The sequence below is a fragment of the Propionispora hippei DSM 15287 genome (assembly GCF_900141835.1).
Taxonomy (GTDB): Bacteria; Bacillota; Negativicutes; order Propionisporales; family Propionisporaceae; genus Propionispora; species Propionispora hippei.
The window spans coordinates 1-19,002 of sequence record NZ_FQZD01000055.1; the positions used below are offsets into that span (position 1 = coordinate 1).

23 protein-coding genes, 1 tRNA gene and 3 riboswitches are annotated in these 19,002 nt (G+C 50.2%); of the genes, 10 read left to right on the top strand and 14 right to left on the bottom strand.

Translation table 11 applies throughout. The features are described 5' to 3' along the window. The 9 genes from F3H20_RS20025 to F3H20_RS18570 form a co-directional block, all read left to right on the top strand. Positions 1-944, top strand: a 944-nt coding sequence (locus F3H20_RS20025) for a hypothetical protein (protein WP_449421260.1), incomplete at its 5' end; no start/stop codon positions are given. 1 nt (position 945) lies between these two features. Continuing rightward, positions 946-1,344 carry a phage tail assembly chaperone gene (locus F3H20_RS18535; protein ID WP_149736322.1) on the top strand — a complete coding sequence of 133 codons (399 nt, stop codon included), beginning with the start codon at positions 946-948 and terminating at the stop codon, positions 1,342-1,344. Further along, complete coding sequence (locus F3H20_RS18540; protein ID WP_149736323.1) at positions 1,344-1,535, top strand: phage holin family protein; 192 nt, start codon at positions 1,344-1,346, stop codon at positions 1,533-1,535. The genes F3H20_RS18535 and F3H20_RS18540 overlap by 1 nt, the downstream gene beginning before the upstream one ends. Beyond that, positions 1,535-2,101 carry an N-acetylmuramoyl-L-alanine amidase family protein gene (locus tag F3H20_RS18545; protein WP_149736324.1) on the top strand — a complete coding sequence of 189 codons (567 nt, stop codon included), beginning with the start codon at positions 1,535-1,537 and terminating at the stop codon, positions 2,099-2,101. The genes F3H20_RS18540 and F3H20_RS18545 overlap by 1 nt, the downstream gene beginning before the upstream one ends. A 12-nt stretch (positions 2,102-2,113) precedes the next feature. Further along, positions 2,114-2,350 carry a hypothetical protein gene (locus tag F3H20_RS18550; RefSeq protein WP_149736325.1) on the top strand — a complete coding sequence of 79 codons (237 nt, stop codon included), beginning with the start codon at positions 2,114-2,116 and terminating at the stop codon, positions 2,348-2,350. 1 nt (position 2,351) lies between these two features. Beyond that, positions 2,352-4,079: a phage terminase large subunit gene (gene terL, locus F3H20_RS18555; RefSeq protein ID WP_149736326.1), complete on the top strand. Its 1,728-nt coding sequence runs from the start codon at positions 2,352-2,354 to the stop codon at positions 4,077-4,079. Between the two features lie 244 nt (positions 4,080-4,323). Further along, positions 4,324-4,503 carry a hypothetical protein gene (locus tag F3H20_RS18560; RefSeq protein ID WP_149736327.1) on the top strand — a complete coding sequence of 60 codons (180 nt, stop codon included), beginning with the start codon at positions 4,324-4,326 and terminating at the stop codon, positions 4,501-4,503. A gap of 3 nt (positions 4,504-4,506) precedes the next feature. Beyond that, positions 4,507-5,082 (top strand): hypothetical protein, encoded by a 576-nt coding sequence (locus tag F3H20_RS18565; RefSeq protein ID WP_149736328.1) that lies wholly within the window; start codon positions 4,507-4,509, stop codon positions 5,080-5,082. Next, positions 5,070-5,240: a helix-turn-helix domain-containing protein gene (locus F3H20_RS18570; RefSeq protein WP_149736329.1), complete on the top strand. Its 171-nt coding sequence runs from the start codon at positions 5,070-5,072 to the stop codon at positions 5,238-5,240. The genes F3H20_RS18565 and F3H20_RS18570 overlap by 13 nt, the downstream gene beginning before the upstream one ends. 145 nt (positions 5,241-5,385) lie before the next feature. Here the strand turns inward: F3H20_RS18570 and F3H20_RS18575 are convergent. From F3H20_RS18575 to F3H20_RS18585, 3 genes are all read right to left on the bottom strand, one after another. Then, positions 5,386-5,462: transfer RNA gene (locus F3H20_RS18575), tRNA-Arg, on the bottom strand. A 93-nt stretch (positions 5,463-5,555) separates the two neighbouring features. Beyond that, complete coding sequence (locus F3H20_RS18580; protein WP_188128413.1) at positions 5,556-5,894, bottom strand: YybH family protein; 339 nt, start codon at positions 5,892-5,894, stop codon at positions 5,556-5,558. 179 nt (positions 5,895-6,073) lie between these two features. Further along, positions 6,074-7,453: a GDSL-type esterase/lipase family protein gene (locus tag F3H20_RS18585; RefSeq protein WP_223191853.1), complete on the bottom strand. Its 1,380-nt coding sequence runs from the start codon at positions 7,451-7,453 to the stop codon at positions 6,074-6,076. Between the two features lie 385 nt (positions 7,454-7,838). Between F3H20_RS18585 and F3H20_RS18590 the strand changes: the two genes are divergently transcribed. Then, positions 7,839-9,161 carry a lipase family protein gene (locus F3H20_RS18590; protein WP_149736332.1) on the top strand — a complete coding sequence of 441 codons (1,323 nt, stop codon included), beginning with the start codon at positions 7,839-7,841 and terminating at the stop codon, positions 9,159-9,161. 109 nt (positions 9,162-9,270) lie between these two features. On the opposite strand, the gene F3H20_RS18595 is transcribed toward F3H20_RS18590, so the two are convergent. From F3H20_RS18595 to F3H20_RS18640, 11 genes are all read right to left on the bottom strand, one after another. Beyond that, the gene (locus F3H20_RS18595) at positions 9,271-9,903 is read right to left on the bottom strand and encodes a class I SAM-dependent methyltransferase (protein ID WP_223191854.1); all 633 of its coding nucleotides are present in this window, start codon (positions 9,901-9,903) and stop codon (positions 9,271-9,273) included. Positions 9,904-10,113: 210 nt separating this feature from the next. Next, complete coding sequence (gene crcB, locus F3H20_RS18600) at positions 10,114-10,488, bottom strand: fluoride efflux transporter CrcB (RefSeq protein ID WP_149736333.1); 375 nt, start codon at positions 10,486-10,488, stop codon at positions 10,114-10,116. A 35-nt stretch (positions 10,489-10,523) separates the two neighbouring features. Further along, on the bottom strand, positions 10,524-10,871 hold the full coding sequence (locus F3H20_RS18605; RefSeq protein ID WP_149736334.1) for a DUF190 domain-containing protein: 348 nt from the start codon (positions 10,869-10,871) through the stop codon (positions 10,524-10,526). 265 nt (positions 10,872-11,136) lie between these two features. Beyond that, the gene (locus tag F3H20_RS18610; protein ID WP_149736335.1) at positions 11,137-11,562 is read right to left on the bottom strand and encodes a universal stress protein; all 426 of its coding nucleotides are present in this window, start codon (positions 11,560-11,562) and stop codon (positions 11,137-11,139) included. A 1-nt stretch (position 11,563) separates the two neighbouring features. Beyond that, positions 11,564-12,739 carry a cation:proton antiporter gene (locus F3H20_RS18615; protein WP_149736337.1) on the bottom strand — a complete coding sequence of 392 codons (1,176 nt, stop codon included), beginning with the start codon at positions 12,737-12,739 and terminating at the stop codon, positions 11,564-11,566. Positions 12,740-12,935: 196 nt separating this feature from the next. Beyond that, positions 12,936-13,000, bottom strand: a riboswitch (Fluoride riboswitch). 34 nt (positions 13,001-13,034) lie between these two features. Beyond that, positions 13,035-14,315 carry a phosphopyruvate hydratase gene (gene eno / locus F3H20_RS18620; protein ID WP_149736338.1) on the bottom strand — a complete coding sequence of 427 codons (1,281 nt, stop codon included), beginning with the start codon at positions 14,313-14,315 and terminating at the stop codon, positions 13,035-13,037. Positions 14,316-14,458: 143 nt separating this feature from the next. Further along, a riboswitch (Fluoride riboswitch) is annotated at positions 14,459-14,521 on the bottom strand. Between the two features lie 11 nt (positions 14,522-14,532). After that, the gene (locus F3H20_RS18625; protein ID WP_149736340.1) at positions 14,533-16,359 is read right to left on the bottom strand and encodes a dynamin family protein; all 1,827 of its coding nucleotides are present in this window, start codon (positions 16,357-16,359) and stop codon (positions 14,533-14,535) included. 54 nt (positions 16,360-16,413) lie between these two features. Beyond that, a complete protein-coding gene (locus F3H20_RS18630; RefSeq protein WP_149736341.1) occupies positions 16,414-16,848 on the bottom strand; it encodes a DUF190 domain-containing protein in 435 nt (144 codons plus the stop codon). A gap of 53 nt (positions 16,849-16,901) precedes the next feature. Continuing rightward, the gene (locus F3H20_RS18635; RefSeq protein ID WP_149736343.1) at positions 16,902-17,762 is read right to left on the bottom strand and encodes a hypothetical protein; all 861 of its coding nucleotides are present in this window, start codon (positions 17,760-17,762) and stop codon (positions 16,902-16,904) included. Between the two features lie 47 nt (positions 17,763-17,809). Next, positions 17,810-17,872, bottom strand: a riboswitch (Fluoride riboswitch). Positions 17,873-17,876: 4 nt separating this feature from the next. After that, positions 17,877-18,041 carry a hypothetical protein gene (locus tag F3H20_RS20030; protein ID WP_188128414.1) on the bottom strand — a complete coding sequence of 55 codons (165 nt, stop codon included), beginning with the start codon at positions 18,039-18,041 and terminating at the stop codon, positions 17,877-17,879. A 24-nt stretch (positions 18,042-18,065) separates the two neighbouring features. Further along, positions 18,066-18,539 (bottom strand): HAD family hydrolase, encoded by a 474-nt coding sequence (locus F3H20_RS18640; RefSeq protein ID WP_149736344.1) that lies wholly within the window; start codon positions 18,537-18,539, stop codon positions 18,066-18,068. Positions 18,540-19,002: the final 463 nt, after the last annotated feature.

The window sequence follows — 19,002 nt, forward strand, 5'->3', positions numbered from 1 at the left end:
TCAATAAGCGATACTTTGAGTCTACTCAGGCAGGGTACATTCAGGCTTCTCAGGCCAAGGTTGACCAAGCGACTGCTCAAGCGAACTTCGCTCAGTCTAAGGCCAATGATGCCTCTGCGAGTGCTTCTGCGGCTCGTACTTCGGAACTCAATGCGAAAGCCTCTGAGACTGCCGCTAAGACCTCAGAGACCAATGCCAAGGCTTCTGAGAACGCCGCTAAGACCTCAGAGACCAACGCCAAGGCTTCAGAGAACGCCGCTAAGACCTCAGAGACCAATGCGGCTAATAGTGCCTCTCAATCGGCTACCTCGGCCTCCAATGCGGCTAATTCGGCGACTCAGGCATACAACTACATGCAACAGACAAACAACGCCGCAGGGTATACCAAAGCGGAGGCAGATGGAAAGTTTGCTCCTTCCGGGTATGGCCTTGGTTCTGTCCCTCAAGTGAAGGATTCTGTTCACCTGCATTTACCGTCTGGGTTCTATTACACCGGGGCTGGAACTGGCTCTGATTGGTATGTCCTGAACATCCTTCATCCTTCAAGCACACCGGATAATCCTAAGTTCTTCCAGTTGACTATGGATTCCGTCAATAAGAACTTCTACGCTCGTGTGGTAAATAATGCTGGAGAAGTAAACGCCGCTTGGAAACGCTCAATTACAACTGGTGACATCGCTATTCTCACTGGCACAGTAAACCACGGAGGAACTATTCCGTTACCTTCAGGTTTTACTCAAGACCAGTGTAAGTGGTTCGTCTCGATGAACTACGACCACCAGAACTCATGGGACGTATATGAAGGTGGCCCTGCGTATATCCACTACTTGAGTCAGTGCGCCGCTGATGCCAACAGGGTAGTGACTGCAAGGACGTACATCTACGAACTAGGTGGCTGGCTGGCTAACGGTATCGCTAACTACATCATTATAGGGGTGAAGTGATATGTGGTATATCTTTGACTCAGCAGGTAAACCGCTTGCTACTTGTGACTTTGAGCCAAACACAGATGATTTAAGAACGAGAGGTGAAGTGGCGGTTGAGGGAGACCACAATCTCCCCTTCCCTCGGATTCAACTTGTGGATGGTGTGATTAAAACCATTGAGCCTCCTAAACCGACTCGTGAAGAACTCCTTGCGAGAATCAAGGCAGAACGAGACAGGAAACTCAATGATACTGCGTGGGTGTTCATGCGACAACTAACCGGAACACCTGAACAGAAACTCCCTGCAGAGGAATACGCAAAATGGGAGGCTTATTGGGCCGCTCTGAGGGACTTCCCTGATACTTGTGACCCTGAGAACCCTGTGTGGCCTGTTGCTCCTAACGAGGAGGTGGGCTAATGGATAACCAAGAGATTCGCAACGAACTGGTGAAACTCTCGCCTCCTGCTGGGGTCTCTGTGACCTCGTTCATGGGAGTTCCGTTGTCTGATTGGGTGTATATCGCCACTATCATCTACATTCTCGTACAGTGTGGATGCTTGCTCTACAAGACTATCAAAAACGTAAATAAGAAAGGGGATAACCAATAATGTTACTAAAAGGAAAAACTATTTGTATTGACCCCGGACATGCTGGCCCCGGAATTGACCCCGGCTGTGTAGGCCCGATGGGAACCGATGAGGCTACTGTTGCTTGGGACATCTCGAACCGTGTTGCCGCTATCCTTCAGAATCGTTGGGGAGCGGCTATTATTATGACCAAAAACGATGTAGTGGATGCTCCATCGGACTCCCTGAGTTACCGTGCTTCGGTAGCCAACAATGCAGGTGCAGACATCTTCGTGTCTATTCACTTGAACGCTGGCTCCCCTGCGGCTCATGGAACCGAAACATTCTTCTACGCTGGAAGTGATGCAGGGAGCAAACTGGCTCAATCCATTCAGAACCAGTTGGTCGCTTGCTTGGGCCTGACTGACCGTGGCTTGAAGACTGCCAATTATGCTGTCCTGCGGCTTACCGATATGACCGCTGTGTTGACTGAGGTATGCTTCTTGTCGAACTACGATGAGGAAGAATACATCAACCGTGATGATATTCGCCAGAAGGCCGCAGAAGCAATCGCACAGGGGCTTGTTGATTACCTTGTGACTAACTAAGGAGGTGTTTCTATGAACGCAAAGATTGACCCGAAGTTGCTTGACCTCTTGGCTAAACTTGAGGTCGATGCACTTCTGGAAGGGCTACAAGACCCTGAGATGCGGAGGAACCCTTCCTTCCTTGAGAAAGTGAGGAAATTCCTAAAAGAGAACCAACTGAGAACTTCACCGGAGACTCCGGGTGTCAAAAAGATTCAGCAGAGTGCAGAGGATATTCCTATCTTCGATGACTTGGAGCCAATGAACTAACATGCTCCATTGGACTGACGAACAGGTGAAAAAGGCGTGGGAGGACTTCCGGGTCTTCGTCTATATCGTATGGCGAAGTATCGGACTTCCCTCGCCTACTCCTATTCAGTATGACATCTCGAAGGCTCTCATGAATCCTCCAAGTGACCGCTATATTATCCAAGGGTTCCGTGGGGTCGCTAAGTCGTTCCTGACGTGTGCCTATGTAGTGTGGCGGCTATGGAAAAATCCTCAGTTAAAAGTTCTCGTTATCTCCGCATCTAAAGACAGGGCCGATGCGAACGCTGTGTTCATTAAGCGCATCATCCAGACCCTTCCGTTCCTACAAGAATTACTCCCAAAGCAGGGACAACGTGATACTCAGAATCTCTTTGACGTTGGCCCTGCTGTTCCTGACATTTCTCCCTCGGTAAAATCCGTGGGTATCACTGGTCAAATTACAGGTTCTCGTGCTGACGTTCTTATCGCAGATGACGTTGAGGTTCCGAACAACTCCGGGACTCAGGTTCAACGTGACAAACTCGGTGAGGCCGTAAAAGAGTTCGATGCTATCTTGAAACCGGGAGGTCAAATCATTTACCTTGGCACTCCTCAGAACGAGATGAGTCTATACAACGAACTCCAGAAGAGAGGCTATTTGACGATTATCTGGCCTGTGCTTTACCCTGAGACTCCCAAAGACCGGGAGTTCTATGGTGAACGCTTGGCTCCTATCATCTCTGAGAAATACGATGAAGACCCTCAGTATTGGGCAGGTAAACCAACTGACCCAGACCGCTTCAATGAGGAGGAAGTTGAGAAGCGTAGGCTGTCTTATGGACGTGCTGGCTTCGCCTTACAGTTCCTCTTGAATACCAACTTGAGCGATGCTGAGAAATACCCATTGAAAGTACAAGACCTAATAGTGGCAGACCTTGACCCAGAGGAGGCATCCTTGAAGTGGTCATGGTGTTCAGAACCCTCCAAGAGACTACATGAGGTTCCCTCGGTAGCACTCAAGGGGGATTATTTTTATTCGGCCCTATTACGCTCTGAGGAGACCGCTCCGTATACCGGGACTGTGATGGCAATAGACCCTTCCGGTCGTGGTAAAGACGAAACTGCTTATGCTATCATCAAATTCCTAAATGGCTACCTTTTCTTGATGGAATTGGGAGGCTATAAGGATGGATACTCGGATGCTACCTTGAGAGCCTTGGCTACCAAAGCGAAGTTCTACAAGGTCAACGAGATTATCTACGAGGCCAACTATGGTGATGGCATGTTCGGTCAATTACTGAAGCCTATCCTCAATGAAATACATCCCTGCGTAGTAAATGAAGTAAAACACTCCAAGCAGAAGGAACTCCGTATCATTGATACTCTGGAGCCTGTCATGATGAGGCATAAACTCATTGTGAACCGCTCAGTTATCATGGAGGACTACAAGGTCTATGAGGTAAACCCTGTGTACTCCTTTGTGTACCAGTTGACTCGTCTCAGCCGGGAGAAAGGAGCATTGGCCCATGATGACCGCTTGGATGCTGTGACAATCGCTGTGGCTTACTGGCTCTCGGTTCTTGACAGGGATGCTCAAACTGGTCTTGATGAACTCCTAGAGGAACAACTAGAGGCTTGGCTTGACCCGGATAGAGGTGTCTTCTACATCGAAGAGAAACCTCAACCCCCCAAGAAAGGTACGGATATTTATTCAGGACTTCGTATAAATATGCTAAATGAGTTCTCCTAATTGCGGCATATATCACAAAGTCGGTAATTGCGGCATATCCCAGAGGGAGAACGAAAGGTATATACCATAGAGTATACACACAAGGTATGAATAAGAATTTATACATATCCAATGGTGTCCTGTGGTATGACCTCGACAAGTCCTCTATTGAATTGCTCCTCCTTGATATGGCTGAAGGTGTTGTCTTTAATGATAATTCCTTCAGCCTATTTTTATTATTGATTACTGATAAGGAGGTATCCCTATGACTTGGAAAGACAGACTTACTGTTGCTGTATGTATCTTCACTATTGCTTTATGCTCCTTCTTCTCTATCGGATGGATACTGAACTCCACTGGTGTCCTAAAGGTTGACCTGCCAATTCTCATTCAGGCTCTACAGGTCATCGAAAGAATCCTTGAGTTTCTATTAGGAGGTGCATAAGGCATGACTGCTATTATTGCTTATATCAAGACACACAAGAAGGAAATTCTCTGTGTGGTTCTATTGGTCATCGCTACCGCTACGCTTACATGGTACTTAACGAAACCGAAGGCTACGATACCCAATGTTATCCCAGAGACCGTTAAGGATGCAAAGGTAGAACAAAAGACTTCTCTTCAGGTAGTCCCTAAGACCTCTAAAAATGATAATGACCTTGAAGTGACTCAACACTACAAGGCCAATATAAATGGTGCTACTGTGGAAGTCCCTGTGGTCTCCAAAGAGATTGCAAAGGACGGTACTAAGGCTGTCGTTACCCAAGAGGTAGACATGACCAAGGTTATTAACTCCGCTCTGACTATCGAAAGAGAGAAAGTCAAACAGGAGTACAAAAAGAATTGGGAGATAGGTACTGGTATAGGTTCCCACAATGGAGACGTGTATATACCGATTGAAGCCCAAAGGAACTACGCTACTGACAAGGCTATCTCCGCTGAAATCCACTTGGATGCTGATGAATTGCTTAAAGGTCATCCAAAAGTTGAAGGATGGGAAGTGAAGTATAAGTGGAAATTCTAACGATAGATGAAACTGCTGATTATTTGAAAGTTCCTGTTAGACAAATTTATATGTTGGTTAAACTGGATGACTTCCCTGCTTTTAAGGTAGGTAAACATTGGCGTATCCAAAAAGATAAATTAGACGAATGGATTGAAAGACAGATAAAGGATAAATAAAAGTATAGTCACAAGGTCGCTAAACATTGTCACATCAATGTCACACGCCTTGTGACTTTCTTTGTCACACTTATTTCATTGTCACATTATTGTCACACAAAGAGAAAACACTTCCTCGGCTAAACCTCGGAAGTGTTGATTTTACTGGTGCGCCCGGCAGGATTTGAACCTGCGGCCTGCGGTTTAGGAAACCGCTGCTCTATCCACCTGAGCTACAGACGCATATTCCATTGTACGCAAAATATTATAGCAAATAGGATGAATCTTGTCAAAAATCCCGCCGTTTTCATTTATACCACATGCCCGGCAGCGTTCTTACAAGTCCTCCCGTGCTAGGATTCTTAAGCTTGTGATCAAGCCGGCCTGAGTTGTAAAGAAGTAATCCAATAATTGCGGACTGCCCGTAAAGTCCCCGGAAACCCGGGCGGATAAAATCGACTCCTGCCGTTTGGCCCTAAAACCCATAACCAAATACTGATTTTTAAATTTCGCGCTATTTTCAAACCATTGCCGGATCGCTTCCTTGCCGCGAAATTCCTGCCCTTCGGTATAAACAACCGCCTCCTCGGCAAAGCAGGCCACAAACGCCTGCCTGTCACCGCTGGACTTTGCCTCCATAAACGCAGCAATCCGTGGTGGCAATTTTATGGACATGTTCATCCCTTCCTTCATAACCCTATTAATTCTAATAGAACACACCTGTTGTTGTACCGGAGTATCTCCGCTGCGGCATTCACCTAATTGCCGTCTCAAATTATTATACCATCAAAAAGAGCAAATAGTCGCCTTCTTTGATGGTATAATCACATTTACGCTATAAACCAACCGGAAGCTCATTTACCTAAACTGGCCGTGCCGGTAATGCGACCCCAGTTAGCGTTGATAGCGGCAGCCATCATTTGTTTTCCTTTAATATCCAAATGCAGTCCGTCTGTCGCCAATTCGGTCGGCAATAATCCCTCTGGCGACTCCATGCCCTGAGCTACATCAATGTAGTCTTGCATCCGGATGAAGTCATTGATTTTCTGCCGTTCTTGCTGCCAATCCTCCGCAGTCGGTTCGTCAAACGCACGCTTAATATTATCCGGATTAATTGGCGGCAGCGTCAAGAAAACAGGCCGTATCCCATTGGCCAGGCATTTTTTCTTTAAAGCAGTCAAATCCTCAATAATATCCTCCGCTGCATAACCGCCGCGCATACTGTTGGAGCCTCCCATAATGATCAGGTAACGGGGCTTGAACGGCAGCACATCCTGTTCAAAGCGCTCCACCATCGTCGCGCTGGTATCGCCACTCTTACCCAGATTAATCACCGGAAAGTTCAGATAGTGCTGGTAGCTGTATTCCCAGTCCGACGGTGAATACGATACCGCACCGCCGCCATGGGTAATACTGTCGCCGTAAGTGGCCACATCAAAAGCGGCGCCGGCGGCAACACCAAATTTGCCGGCATCCGAATAGACCCCCACCGGATTGCCTTCCTGATCCATTGCCCGTACCCGCCAATAAAAAGGCTTTCTGCCGACTCGGGGCGTGGGATCATAATAGTCAAAGCCCACGGCAATGGCCGAGTCGATGCGATGCTGCGAAGGTTCTATATCATTAGGATTTTCCGGCAGATCATCGAGAATTTCTACTTCATACTTGTCCGCCCCAGCTACAGGAATCCAGGCATATACCGGATAAAGCAACACACTGCCCGCCGTTTGATTAAAAACCGAGGTAGGAATCGGCTTTAGCTGAATGTCCTTGTCCCGGTCCACATACACCTTTTGCACGTCGGAATCTTCCCCGACGCGCTGTCCGTCCAAATTCAGGCCATGGACCCGCCAATAAAAATAATCTTGTTCTAATTGGTCGCTTAGATCGACGTTATAGCCATTAACATAAATATGGGAAGTTGAAAAAAACGGTGCCGGCCGGAAACGTGGATCATCATACACACCCGGATTTTCCTGAAACAACTCAAGTTCATAAGCCACGGCTGACTCCACCTTGGTCCAGCGCAGCACAGGCTTTAAGGATGCCGGATCCTGCTGAGAAAACTCCACGGTTGCCTCCGGTTTATCCGGCCGGTACATTTTTTTCACAACCGTTTGGCCAGCCGTTGTTACCGCCTGTGTATCTACCGGATCTTCCGCCGCCGTTGTACGAAACAGGAAAAGACCTACAATAAAAAGTGCGGTACCACTTAGTAAAAAAAACTTTTTCACGGCTGCCTCCTTCTGGGCAACGTACTTTTCGCTCCCCTTACGTATATTTTTCCGGAAACCCTCTCGCTTTATGCTCCCGGCAAACCTTGTCTGTTTACTGATAATTATAATTATCTTTGGATAAAAAGGCTAGTATCTTGTAGCATTTAAAATAGCAGGTTAGCTTGCAGGGTAAAAAGATCACTGCAAGCTAACCTGCTATTCACTCAAGTCAAGGGACTAACCCTTATGGAAAACACCTGCTATCTATTAAAAAATACCCTCTCCTGACCGGATAGGAAAATATATCCATCCAGTACGCCTTGACAGCCGCTTGTAGCTGCTCCTATAATTTGAATAGTACAACTGACTGTTCAGTCCGGATTCTACGGAAGGAGGTGCGGCTATGAAGCCATTTTTGCGCCTGCTGCTTGTTCTTTGCCTTCTAATCTATCCTTCGGCCGCCGCCTGGGCCGGACCCCAGGAAGATTATGAAGAAGCTTATAAAATTTATCTGGCTGCCACCACAAGCGCAGCAGCCTATAGCGACCGTCTTGGCGAATTAAGCACCCGCTACCTGGAGCAGGACGGCTGGCAAATTGACCATTATGTTCAGCCCCAGGGCCGCTCGGGCGTTCGGTACCTGATTGCCCAGAAAAAGAATACACCCTTTTATTTTATCGCCATTGTCGGTACGGAAAATGAAAAGGATGTTAAACTTGACCTTAAAGTAGATAAAGTATATTTCACCGGCACTACCGATGAAGAAATTTCCGCCGCCGCGGCTAAAAAGAATGTACCTGATACCGAGCCTAAAGTCCATAAGGGTTTTTACCAATTCCTGCAGGCCGGACCGACGGCCACACTGCGCGGCCCCCGCCAGGGCAGCCTGGCGCTGCTCGATCTGCTGGCGGCGAACAAAGACCGCAAACTCTATCTGACCGGACACAGCCTCGGCGGTGCCGCTGCTACCCTGGGCGGCGCAAGACTAATCAGCAGCGGCATGACTTCCGGCCAGCTGGCGGTTATCACCTTCGGCGCCCCCGCTGTAGGAAATGCTGCTTTCGCCAGCAAGTTCGCCCCGATCTTGCCGGTAACCCGCGTCGTCCAGTCCGGCGATCCGGTCACCGGCGCGCTGCAAACACTGGTTGGCGGCTATCAGCAGTTTGGCCGGGAAATAAAATGGCCGGCCCCGGCTTTCGTAAGCGATTCCCATCAGTTAACAGGTTATATCGATTCGGCCATCAAAAATTATTATGACAAACGTCGCCTGGCTATGGAAGCCGGCATGCCGCTTCCCGCTTTTCCAGCCTTTGCCGGGTCCAGCCAGGATAGTGCCTATATCTTGCCGCTGAAAAACAGCTTGCCCGAGAACCTAACCAGCGAATTTTGGTATATGAATGAAGCTTTGCAGGATGAATACCGCCGCACTTTCTCCCGCCAGGTAACACCTGCGGACATGCCGAATTCCTGGCAACAGGCAGCAGCGGCCTCCGGCTGCCGCTGGGTCATTGCCTCCGAAGTCAGTGCCAGCCGCGTTAAGCAAGAAAAGAATACCTATTATATCACCCTGACTCAGACAATCTATGACGCAAAGACCGGCGCTGTCGCCGACACAGCCATTTATTCCACAGGCACCTATACGCTGACTCCCCTGGAAGCCTTTATCCATGCCTTTAAAGAAATGAATATCCATATGAGTACCCGGCTGGCTAAAACTGCCGTATAGTGTCGGTTCCTGTCAGGCGATTGATTGCTTTGCCCAACCTCATATCCAGTATTAACCGCGGTCTGTTCCATAAAAAGAACAGGCCGCTTTTTTAGCGCCCTGTAAGGTACTAAAGTTCTTTCTTATGCCCAAATAAAAAGACATCTGTTGTCACACTTCCATCAGGCTCAGGATACTTCTGTTTCTCGCTGTGGATACAAACCACCTGATTTTCAGCCAGGAGACTTCTTAAAGCGGCTTCCTGAAAATAATTAAAATATAGCGCATCCTGTGAAAAACTGGTGGTTTCAAAACCGGGCTGCTTACCCTCCATAAAGCTTACATATAGATAACCGCCTGGCTTTAACCATTCTGCAGCACGAGCCAAGAGACGTTTAGCCGCTTCCGTTTCCAGATGCACAATGCTGAACGAGAGAATAATCGCATCAAAAGCTGCTGCCGGGAACACTGCTTCTCGCGAATCCTGCAAATAAAACTTTCCCTGTGGAACATGCTGTCTGGCCAATTCCAGCATTTTTTCCGAGAGATCAATGCCTGTAATCTCCAGCCGTTTCGCCGCACAGAGCTGCCTGGCCACATTCCCCGGACCACAGCCAATATCCAAAATACAAGCTCCGTCTTTTAGATAGTCGGAAAATTTTCCAATCTGCCTAACGTAGGGAGTATAGTTCATGAATTTTTCAGCAAACCGCTGATAATTTTCGTTATAGGCGGCAATCGTGTTTTTCGTTTTATCCTCCATACAGCATCACCCCATTCCTTCTGGTGGTTTATCTGGACAGTACTTCGCTATACCCGCGTCCTGTTCCTCTCCGGTATTGACAATCTTCGCCGTTCTGCCTATTAGTTAAAAACCTATCTCCGGCGAAAGATCCCTGATTATCCGGAAAAAGAATAAACCTGGGCTAGATGGTTCACATTCCCCATCTTTTCCCAGGAAATAATTCTTTCCTTAAAACAGTCTGGCAATACCAATCCCCAGCCAGGTAGCAAAAAAGCCGATTCCCAAATTAAGTCCTACATTATAAAAAGCCCGCAAGACATCGGCAGTTTGCAGCAATCGCAGCGTTTCATAACTAAAGGATGAAAACGTAGTCAAACCGCCTATTAAACCAACGGCGACAAGCAGTCGCCAGTAGGGGCTGATGCTTAACCGCTCGGTGGCCATTGTCAAAAACAAACCGATAATAAAGCACCCTACCACATTGACAAGCAACGTCCCAAAGGGAAACTCCGGGCCAAATCGCTCCGCCATCCAGTTGGACACTAAATACCGGATGACTGAACCAATGCCACCGCCGACCGCTACTAAAACAATTCCCAACATATACTTTCACCTCTCTTGCTTCAACCATTACTCTGTTATCGTTTTGGCGGCTTATGACCGTATTTGATAACTTCTATATCGTCAATCGTAACCATTCCCTCCTCCAGCATATCATCCAGAAAAGGTAATAGCTTGGCAACATAATCCTCGCTGTCGATAATCTCCACTAAAATGGGTAAATCACTGGATAAATCCACAATACTGGCCGTATGAATCCGGCTGTTGGCCCCATAACCCACGATGCCGCGGAACACCGTCGCTCCTGCCATGTCCAGTTCCTTAGCCTTCTCCACAATGGCTTGATACAAAGAACGCCGTTTCCAGTGATCGCTTTCCCCGATATAAATCCGTAATCGTTTGGCCTGACTCGCAATTTTGGGCACAAAGACTCCTCCTTCAACTTGATACCAATCAACTTTTTATAGCCCTGCTGCCTACAACCACCTAAACCGGTATAGCAGCGTGTATGATCCTTTGCAGCCTGGTCGCCGGCTGCCACCACGGCAGCCAATACGGCCCGGGCCAGCCAGCTACCGGGCCGTATTTTTGTAATTTTTTCATTAGCCTCAGAGAGTGCTTAATTATCCGAAACAACCCTAACAGCGCTTTTTGTACCATACTTCGTTAACATTTTTTGATATGCTATCTTTATTTTACCACAACAACCGGCACTTTAGCATAGGTAACCACCTTTTGCACCACACTGCCGATAATCAGACTTTTAAATCCGCCCATGCCCCGGGTACCCATGACAATCAAATCGGCCCTGCGATCAACAGCGTAGCGCATCAGGCTCTCTGCCGGATGGCCCTTTAGGATTTCCGTCTGTAGAAAAATCCCCTGTTCCTCACCATAAACCACAGCCTGCTCCAGCAGCGGCCGGTACTGTTTCTCCCCATCGGCGTACCATTCATCCACTTCGTCAATGCTGGAGCTAAATTCAGGGGGCTTAACCACGCTGACTACGACCATCGTCGCCCCCTCAAACCTGGCAGCCAGGCCTACCGCCCAGACTAACGCCTTGTGGCTGCCGGCTGAGCCGTCATAGGCCACAACTATTTTTTTCAGATCCATGTCAATCGGCCTCCCTCTCCCTGATAACCATGTTTTTTATCACTGCCGGCGATTCGCTGGTCTCATCTGTCGGGAAAAACCACTTTTGGGCGATCATCGTCGGCACCACAGCACTCAAAATGACGGTTGCCACCAGTACACTGTACTGTCCCTCATTAATATAATGGTTAGTTAGTCCGTACAGGGACGAAATGGTGCCAAAGGTCAGGCCGGTGCTCATTAGCAAGGTAGTGTAAATACCGGTGCGCGGTGTATAGTGAAACCAGTTAGTCGCCGGCAGTACGCCGATAAATTTAGTCGCCATCTTGATCAGCAGGAAAACCAGGATGGTCCCGGACATCGTATACAAAGCGCCCACCGATACCAGTACTCCCGCTTTAATGAAATAAAACGGCGTAAAAACGGCAAACACAATAGCCCGCATCTTCGTCAACGTTGGCTTGTAATGCTTGAAAAAGCGGGCCATGGCCATGCCGATAATATAGGCCGGCAGTACCGCTTCGCTGCCGCTGATCACCGCCAGGTAGGCCAAAGCCAAGAGTACCAGAAAAATAAACTTGATTTCCGGCTCGCTGACTCGTCCGCCATACCATTTGAATACCCTGGCAGACAGCGGGGTAATAACCACTACGGCTACAATCATAACCGCCGTAAACCAGACAACCTTTAGCGAAAATCCGGTAAAGAGCAGTCCTAAGGCCAGCACCGTCCCCAAATCAGTGACAAAGCAGGCCGCCAGAATGCCTTGCCCTAGTCGACTGGCCGACAGCCCGCTTTCTACCATGACGGCATATACGACGGCCACCGAGGTGGTTGACAGCGCAATGCCGGCAATTTTAGCGGCATTACCATCCCAGCCGAACACATACTCGGCAAACCACATACCGCCCAGAAAGGGCAGCAGAAACGACAAAAAGCCAATCACCAGACTTTCTTTCAGGTTGCCTTTGAGGCTGTCGGGATCAATCTCAGCCCCGGCGAGAAAGGTTAATACCACAGCACCAAAGCCGGCTAAAAATGTAACCCACGGTGTAATCTCCAAATGCACGGCGTTGCCGCCAATCACACCCACGGCAATCTCCATCAGCGCCACCGAAATGCCCAGCCGGATAGACAGGACGGTGGCAATAAGGGCCAGCAGCACCCACTGCGCGGCAATAGCAAAGTTCTGTTCCATTGACAGCTACCTCCTTGTTAGTCCTTGACTAATACTCCCGGGGTGTGTTTTAAATTAGCGGAATGTTCCATGTCGAATAATTTTTGTGAAAAGACAATCTTCGCAAGAAGAATGGCCCTTACTTCTAAAAATTTTAACGATGGATGTCAAAAAAGCACGCTTCAAAGCACTCCGAACCATTTGCCAACACACCCTAGGGAAGGTAGGAGTTATTACCGCGTTCACTGCGGGGTTATGGCGAACTCCATCGCCGGTTTTTACGCCGTACTGCCTGAAAACCCAACCGGCCAGCCTGTCATTGGGCGGCAAAAGGATTGCCGAAGACAGCTTTTCCGCCCAGCTCGGCCTCAATCTCCAACAGGCGGTTATATTTGGCAATGCGTTCGCTGCGGCAAGCCGAACCGGTCTTGATCTGGCCGCCGCCCATGGCCACGGCAAAATCGGCCAGGAACGCATCTTCGGTCTCGCCGGAACGGTGGGAAACAACATAATTCCAGTCGGCCTGGCGGCACATTTTTATGGCCTCCACCGTCTCGCTCACCGTACCGATCTGATTTAGCTTAATAAGCACCGCATTGGTGGTCTTCTCCTTAATGCCGCGGGCAATGAATTTGGTATTGGTGACAAAAATATCGTCGCCTACAATCTGCAACGCCTGACCGAGGGCTGCCGTATGCTCCCGGAAGCCGTCCCAGTCATTTTCCGCTAATCCGTCTTCCAGAGAAACCAGGTAATATTTCTTGGCCCATTCCTTGTACAGCGCCGTCATTTCACTGCTGCTCTTTACTCCCTGCCCTGATTTTGTTAAATGATACTGACCATTTTCATAAAACGAACTGGCTGCCGGGTCAAGTGCCAGAGCAATATCCACACCCGGCACATAGCCGGCTGACCGGATGGCCTCGATAATCAACTCGCAGGCCTCCTCATTGCTCTTCAGGTTAGGTGCAAAGCCGCCCTCATCACCCACGCTGGTGGCATAACCCTGTTGTCCCAAAAGCTTTTTGAGCGCGTGAAAGGTTTCCACACCATATTGCAGGGCTTTGGCAAAGGTAGGCGCGCCGACCGGCATAACCATAAACTCCTGAAAATCCACACTGTTGTCGGCATGCTTGCCGCCGTTTAAAATATTCATCATCGGCACCGGCAGCCGCACCGCCTCGCTGCCGCCCAGATAGGCATAGAGTGGCAAGCCCCGTTCTATCGCTGCGGCCCGGGCAGCCGCCATGGAAACGCCCAGAATGGCGTTGGCGCCTAAATTGGCCTTAGTCGGTGTACCATCCAGCTCCAGCAGGAGCTGATCAATCGCCGCCTGATCGCCGGCATCCTGCCCGATCAGTTTCGGGGCTATGCGATTGTTGACATTGGCCACAGCCTGCAAAACCCCCTTACCGCCATAACGCGTCTTATCCCCGTCCCGCAGTTCCAGTGCCTCATTCTCACCGGTAGACGCGCCCGAAGGCACCGAAGCCGATGCCCTGCTGCCACCGGCCAGTTCCATATTGACCCGGATGGTCGGATTCCCCCGGGAATCCAAAATTTCTAACGCATTTACACTGACAATCCTGCTGCTCATACATAGCGCCTCCTTCGATAAATTACCTATAAGATTTGTTAGCAAACACCTATCAATACATTTAACTCTAATTTTTTCACCAATTAAACTTATATTAGACTTGTTCTTAGCAGCGGGCAGAAAAAAAACAGACTCCTACCACCTAAGTGGTAGGAGTCATTACCGTCTGCACGGACTTAAAGGCGAACTCCATCGCCGCTATAAAAATATGGCTTTATTATATCAGCCGGTCTGATTCTGCGTCAATAGCAACCGCTTTGCCAAACTCTGGCTCTACGGTAGTTACTTGCTGCAGAAGCTGCTGCATTTGCCTGGCAGCCCGCTGCAGCCGGCTGCACCGGTCTGCCACATCCTCAGTTTGTCCCTGTTTTTGCTCCGCCGCGGCGGCAACTGCCTGGGCAGTCCCGTCCACCGCCTCGGCCAGCCGGGCGCTAAAGGCTGCCCGGAAGGAATGAAAGGCCGCCTCCGTATTCTGTAAAAGAGCCCAACGCAGGCTTTCCACATTTCGCAGCACCAGGGCTTCCACCTGCCGTTCCAGCCGCTTGCGGATACGAACAAACCGAAATGAGGCCGGCAGCAGTACCTCCAGCCAGGTGTGGGGAATTCCCCCCAGGCCTGTTTGCCATTCCGTTTTTACCCAATAGGGCTGACGTTTCATTTGAAAGGTCAACTCCTGCTCCACCGCCTGATAATCAAGGGCAAAAATGGTAGCCGCCGTCTGACGTACCGCCTGAATCAATGCCTCAGCCCGCTGCTGATGAACAGCCATTACACCGGCCAGGTAGTCGCTAAACTGGTCGGCAGTGGCTGACAGTTCCCGGTCAAAGAAAGGAGCAACAGCCGCCATCAAGGCAGTCTGAGCGTCCCGCTCCAGACCGGGACGTTCACCACCGCTCAGCTCTTTTGCCACCACATGGGATAAGTAGTCCCGGGCCTTCCGCCGCAGGACGTCGGCCTGCTTCTCCAAAAAATCCAAAGCCCGTTTGCGGTCGCCGGCCAGTACGTCATCGGCCTGCTGCTCTTCGGCGGTCAATTCTGTTAGTTTCTGCCGCAGCGTTGCCTGCTTGGCGGCCAATTCATCGACCGGCATAAGCAGGACCTGGACGGCAAGCTCCAGCTCCAACAAGGCCTCCCGCAGCACGACAGCCAGCTTGGTTTCAATAGCCACGGCCAGTACCGCCTGCATTTCCTGCCGGAAGAAAGCTGTTAATGCCTCCTCCAGCAGGCCTAACCCACTAGCCGCCAGCAGACGGCTATCACCTCTCTCTTTGCCCAAAACTGCCTGCCGGGCCGATACCCGATAGACGGTTTCCACTGTTATGCCGGCCTGTTCCCGCAAAACCTGCCGCAAAAAGCTAACCATGGTATCCTGTTCCTCACCGCTGAGATGATCAGCCTTATTGAGCACAAAAAACAAACGCCGGACATGATGCTGCACAATCTGCAGAAATGCCAATTCCGCCGCCGTAACCGGCGGGTCGGCCGATACAACAAACAGCGCGGCATCACACTGGGCAAGAAACCGGAGCGTCGTGTCCGTATTATGCCGGAAAGTAGAACCAATGCCCGGCGTATCAATTAGGACGACTCCGCCAGCCAGCAGTGCTGCCGGATATTCTACAATTACCTGCTCCACTTGCAAACAATTGGCCGGGTTGGCCTGTTCCGCCACAAACCGGCTCAAATAGTCTGCCAGTGACACATCATCATCAAACACACCCTGGTCTTCCCGTCCGTCAGCAAACGTTATATATGCCCGCCGCCCGATCCCCTGGCGGATGACGGTCGGTAGGGCCGTCACCGGCACCAAGCTGGACGGCAAAAACGGGCCGCCCAGCAAAGCATTGATCAGGCTGCTTTTGCCACGCTTAAATTGCCCCAGCACCGCCAAATGAAATTGTTTTTCCCTCAGCCGCTCCGCTAGGTTTTCCACCCGGACAGCATGCGGGATAAATCGATTGCCAACCTGCCTTAGCTGCCCGGCTGCCTCTTCCAGCAGTCCGGTCAGGCAGGCTTCCTGTTCCGGCATACGGTCATATTTCATCCCGCTCTCTCCCTTCTCAAGCTGCCACTGCTCCGTGTTTCAGCACGGGCATGGTCAGACGCCACTTACCAAATAAATCAGGCATACCCGGCGTTTAAAACAGCCCAGCAGCCGGTAAAGCCGATTCAGCCATAACCGGCCGGCCGGAGCCACCGGAACCAGCCTTTTAAAATCAGTTTCTTTAACCGATTCCACCGTCACCATTCCGTCGCTGCACATATCATCAAGACAGTTCAGCAACTGCCAAAGCCGGGACTCCCGGTCCAGTACCTCAATCATCACCGGCAGTTCCTGACAAAGCTTCCACGGCTGTTCCACATGCCAGGTGTCACTGCCGCCATACCCCATACAGCCCTGCAGCGCAGCAACCCTGACAATTCCCAGGGACTTGGCTTTCCCTACCACCGCTTGATACAGCGACCTGCCCCGGTAACGGTCAGTGGTTTGTAAATAGATACATATTCGCAGAACCGGGTCTTTTTCTTGCATAGTCTTCTACCCCCTATGTTTCTGGGTAACCACTGATTAACAACCGCTCTCCCTCATCCCGGCAGGCTGGCTTTCTTGCCGCGTACCTCTTCCAGTAAATCAGCCAACTCCAACAGGTAATCCTGCACCGGGGCCGAGAAGCATAACGCGATGCCCTCCCCCGTCAACTGTAACCGCCAAATGCCGGTCTGCTCACCAATCGCCGGTATCAACTGCCAGTCTTTAATCTTGGTTAACGGAACATACCGGTGTACTATTCCATACCGGCCGGTATTTCCGTCGCTGCCGTCGTCACTTATGCAAATCAGTTCCTTATCGGTCAACACACTTACATAAGCAGGCACTACACGGCGCTGAAAAAACAGCAGCCACGGAACGTCGATCTCCGGCTGATACACCTGCCCCAATATCCGTTCTCCCGGCAGAAGGCTGTCCCGGGCATAACTCCAGAATTTGTAGTCCGCGGCGGCCAACCCGGCCAGTTTGGCCTGTTCCTCCACCAACGATGCATTGCCTGTTCCGGTCCAGCTCCGGCGGACAGCCTGCACTATCCGGGTAAACAGCGGCGCCACGACCGCGTTATATTCTACCTGAACCGAAGCCGGCCGCCCACCTGGAACGCCGCTCAGCCGCAGCCAGGAATACAAATGTACTGCCCCCTGTTCCACATAATCGATCTCGTCAAACAACCACTCACTACTGCTAACCCCTCCTGGCGTATTTTCCAACACCGTAACTCCCTGTTCGGACAATACCGTCAGTCGGGCGTTCACTTTACGATTGCCCCAAGCATCGGGCGGCGAATAAATCAAATACGGCAAAGGCCGGTTAAAGTCGACAAACGGCCAAAACGATTCGGGAAATTCCTCCCGGGAAATAACCTGGCGGGCCCAGGCATCAGTCAGCGACGGCATGTGTGTTCCCTCCTTTCTGTATGTAAAAAAACAAAGACTCCTACCGTTTTCCGGTAGGAGTCATCACCTGGCCAGCCAGGATTGGAGCGAACTCCATCGCTCTCTTACTTACTCTTATTGTAACAATTGGGAAGTGTCCCCGTCAAGCATCCGGCAACTTTCCTCCTGTTTCCCTAGTGTCATAACACACAGCAGCACCTGCCAGGACACTCTGCCGCCATAGGCTGGATACCCTCTAAGAAAAAACCCGCCGCCCTGTTGATCAACTTTTTGGGGCATTCGCCAACCCTTGTTAAAGCAGCCTTAGCTTCGTAACGTTGCAATCAGCCGTTGGGGCTGTAAAAGCAGTTTGATGGCCTCCACCGGCGACTGAACCACAACGTTTGCCAGCGACAGCAGGCACGCCCCGGCTCCTTCCGGGCCTAATACGCAGATTCGCAGCCCGGCAATAAAAAACATGGGTTGATCATTGACGCCATTACCGATGACTACGGTATGCTCAGAACCCCACGTTTGAACATACCGGGCTTTATCTGTACCATCTTGTCCCGGCTCCAATATAATAAGTTCCACTCCCGGCAAGTCTGCCAGTGCCTGGCGTGCCAAGCCAAACGTATCTGCCGTTATTACGGATACCTGTATCTTGGCTGACAGCTCAACCAGTAAGTGACGCACGTCCTCACTTATTCTTCCTTCCTCTGCCAATGTTCCATTAAAATCAAATACCGCATGGCGGAATTCATACTGTCTGCCATTAGGCAACTGTACAGAAATCACTTTCTCCACTCTCCCTCGTATAGCATGTAATCTTTCATCGGTAGAACAGTTTGGCGACACCTGTTCTCAGCCATGCAGCTAGGGAATCACTAATTTATTTACAATGCACATCCTGACGGATCTTTTTCCGTCTGGCTGCGTCAGCAAAACCTTGAAATAGGGACCGCTATTCCTGCGGTTTTACTTCCTTGCCAGCCGAAAAAATCTCTCGCCAGGCCGGCAGGTTTATTAAATCAGCGGTTCCCTAGAAATCCGTCCACGATACTGAGCCGCTACGCCACCATGTCACACAGGTCCTCTTCTCAAAAGGCTGCAACCCAACACAAACAATTAACTCCGCTACTGCTCCTTGGAGAACTGGCGGCCATATTTGATAACCTCCGCATCATCAATCATAACCATTCCTTCTTCCAACGCATCATCCAAAAAGGGCAGCAGCTTGGCAATATACTCCTCACTGTCG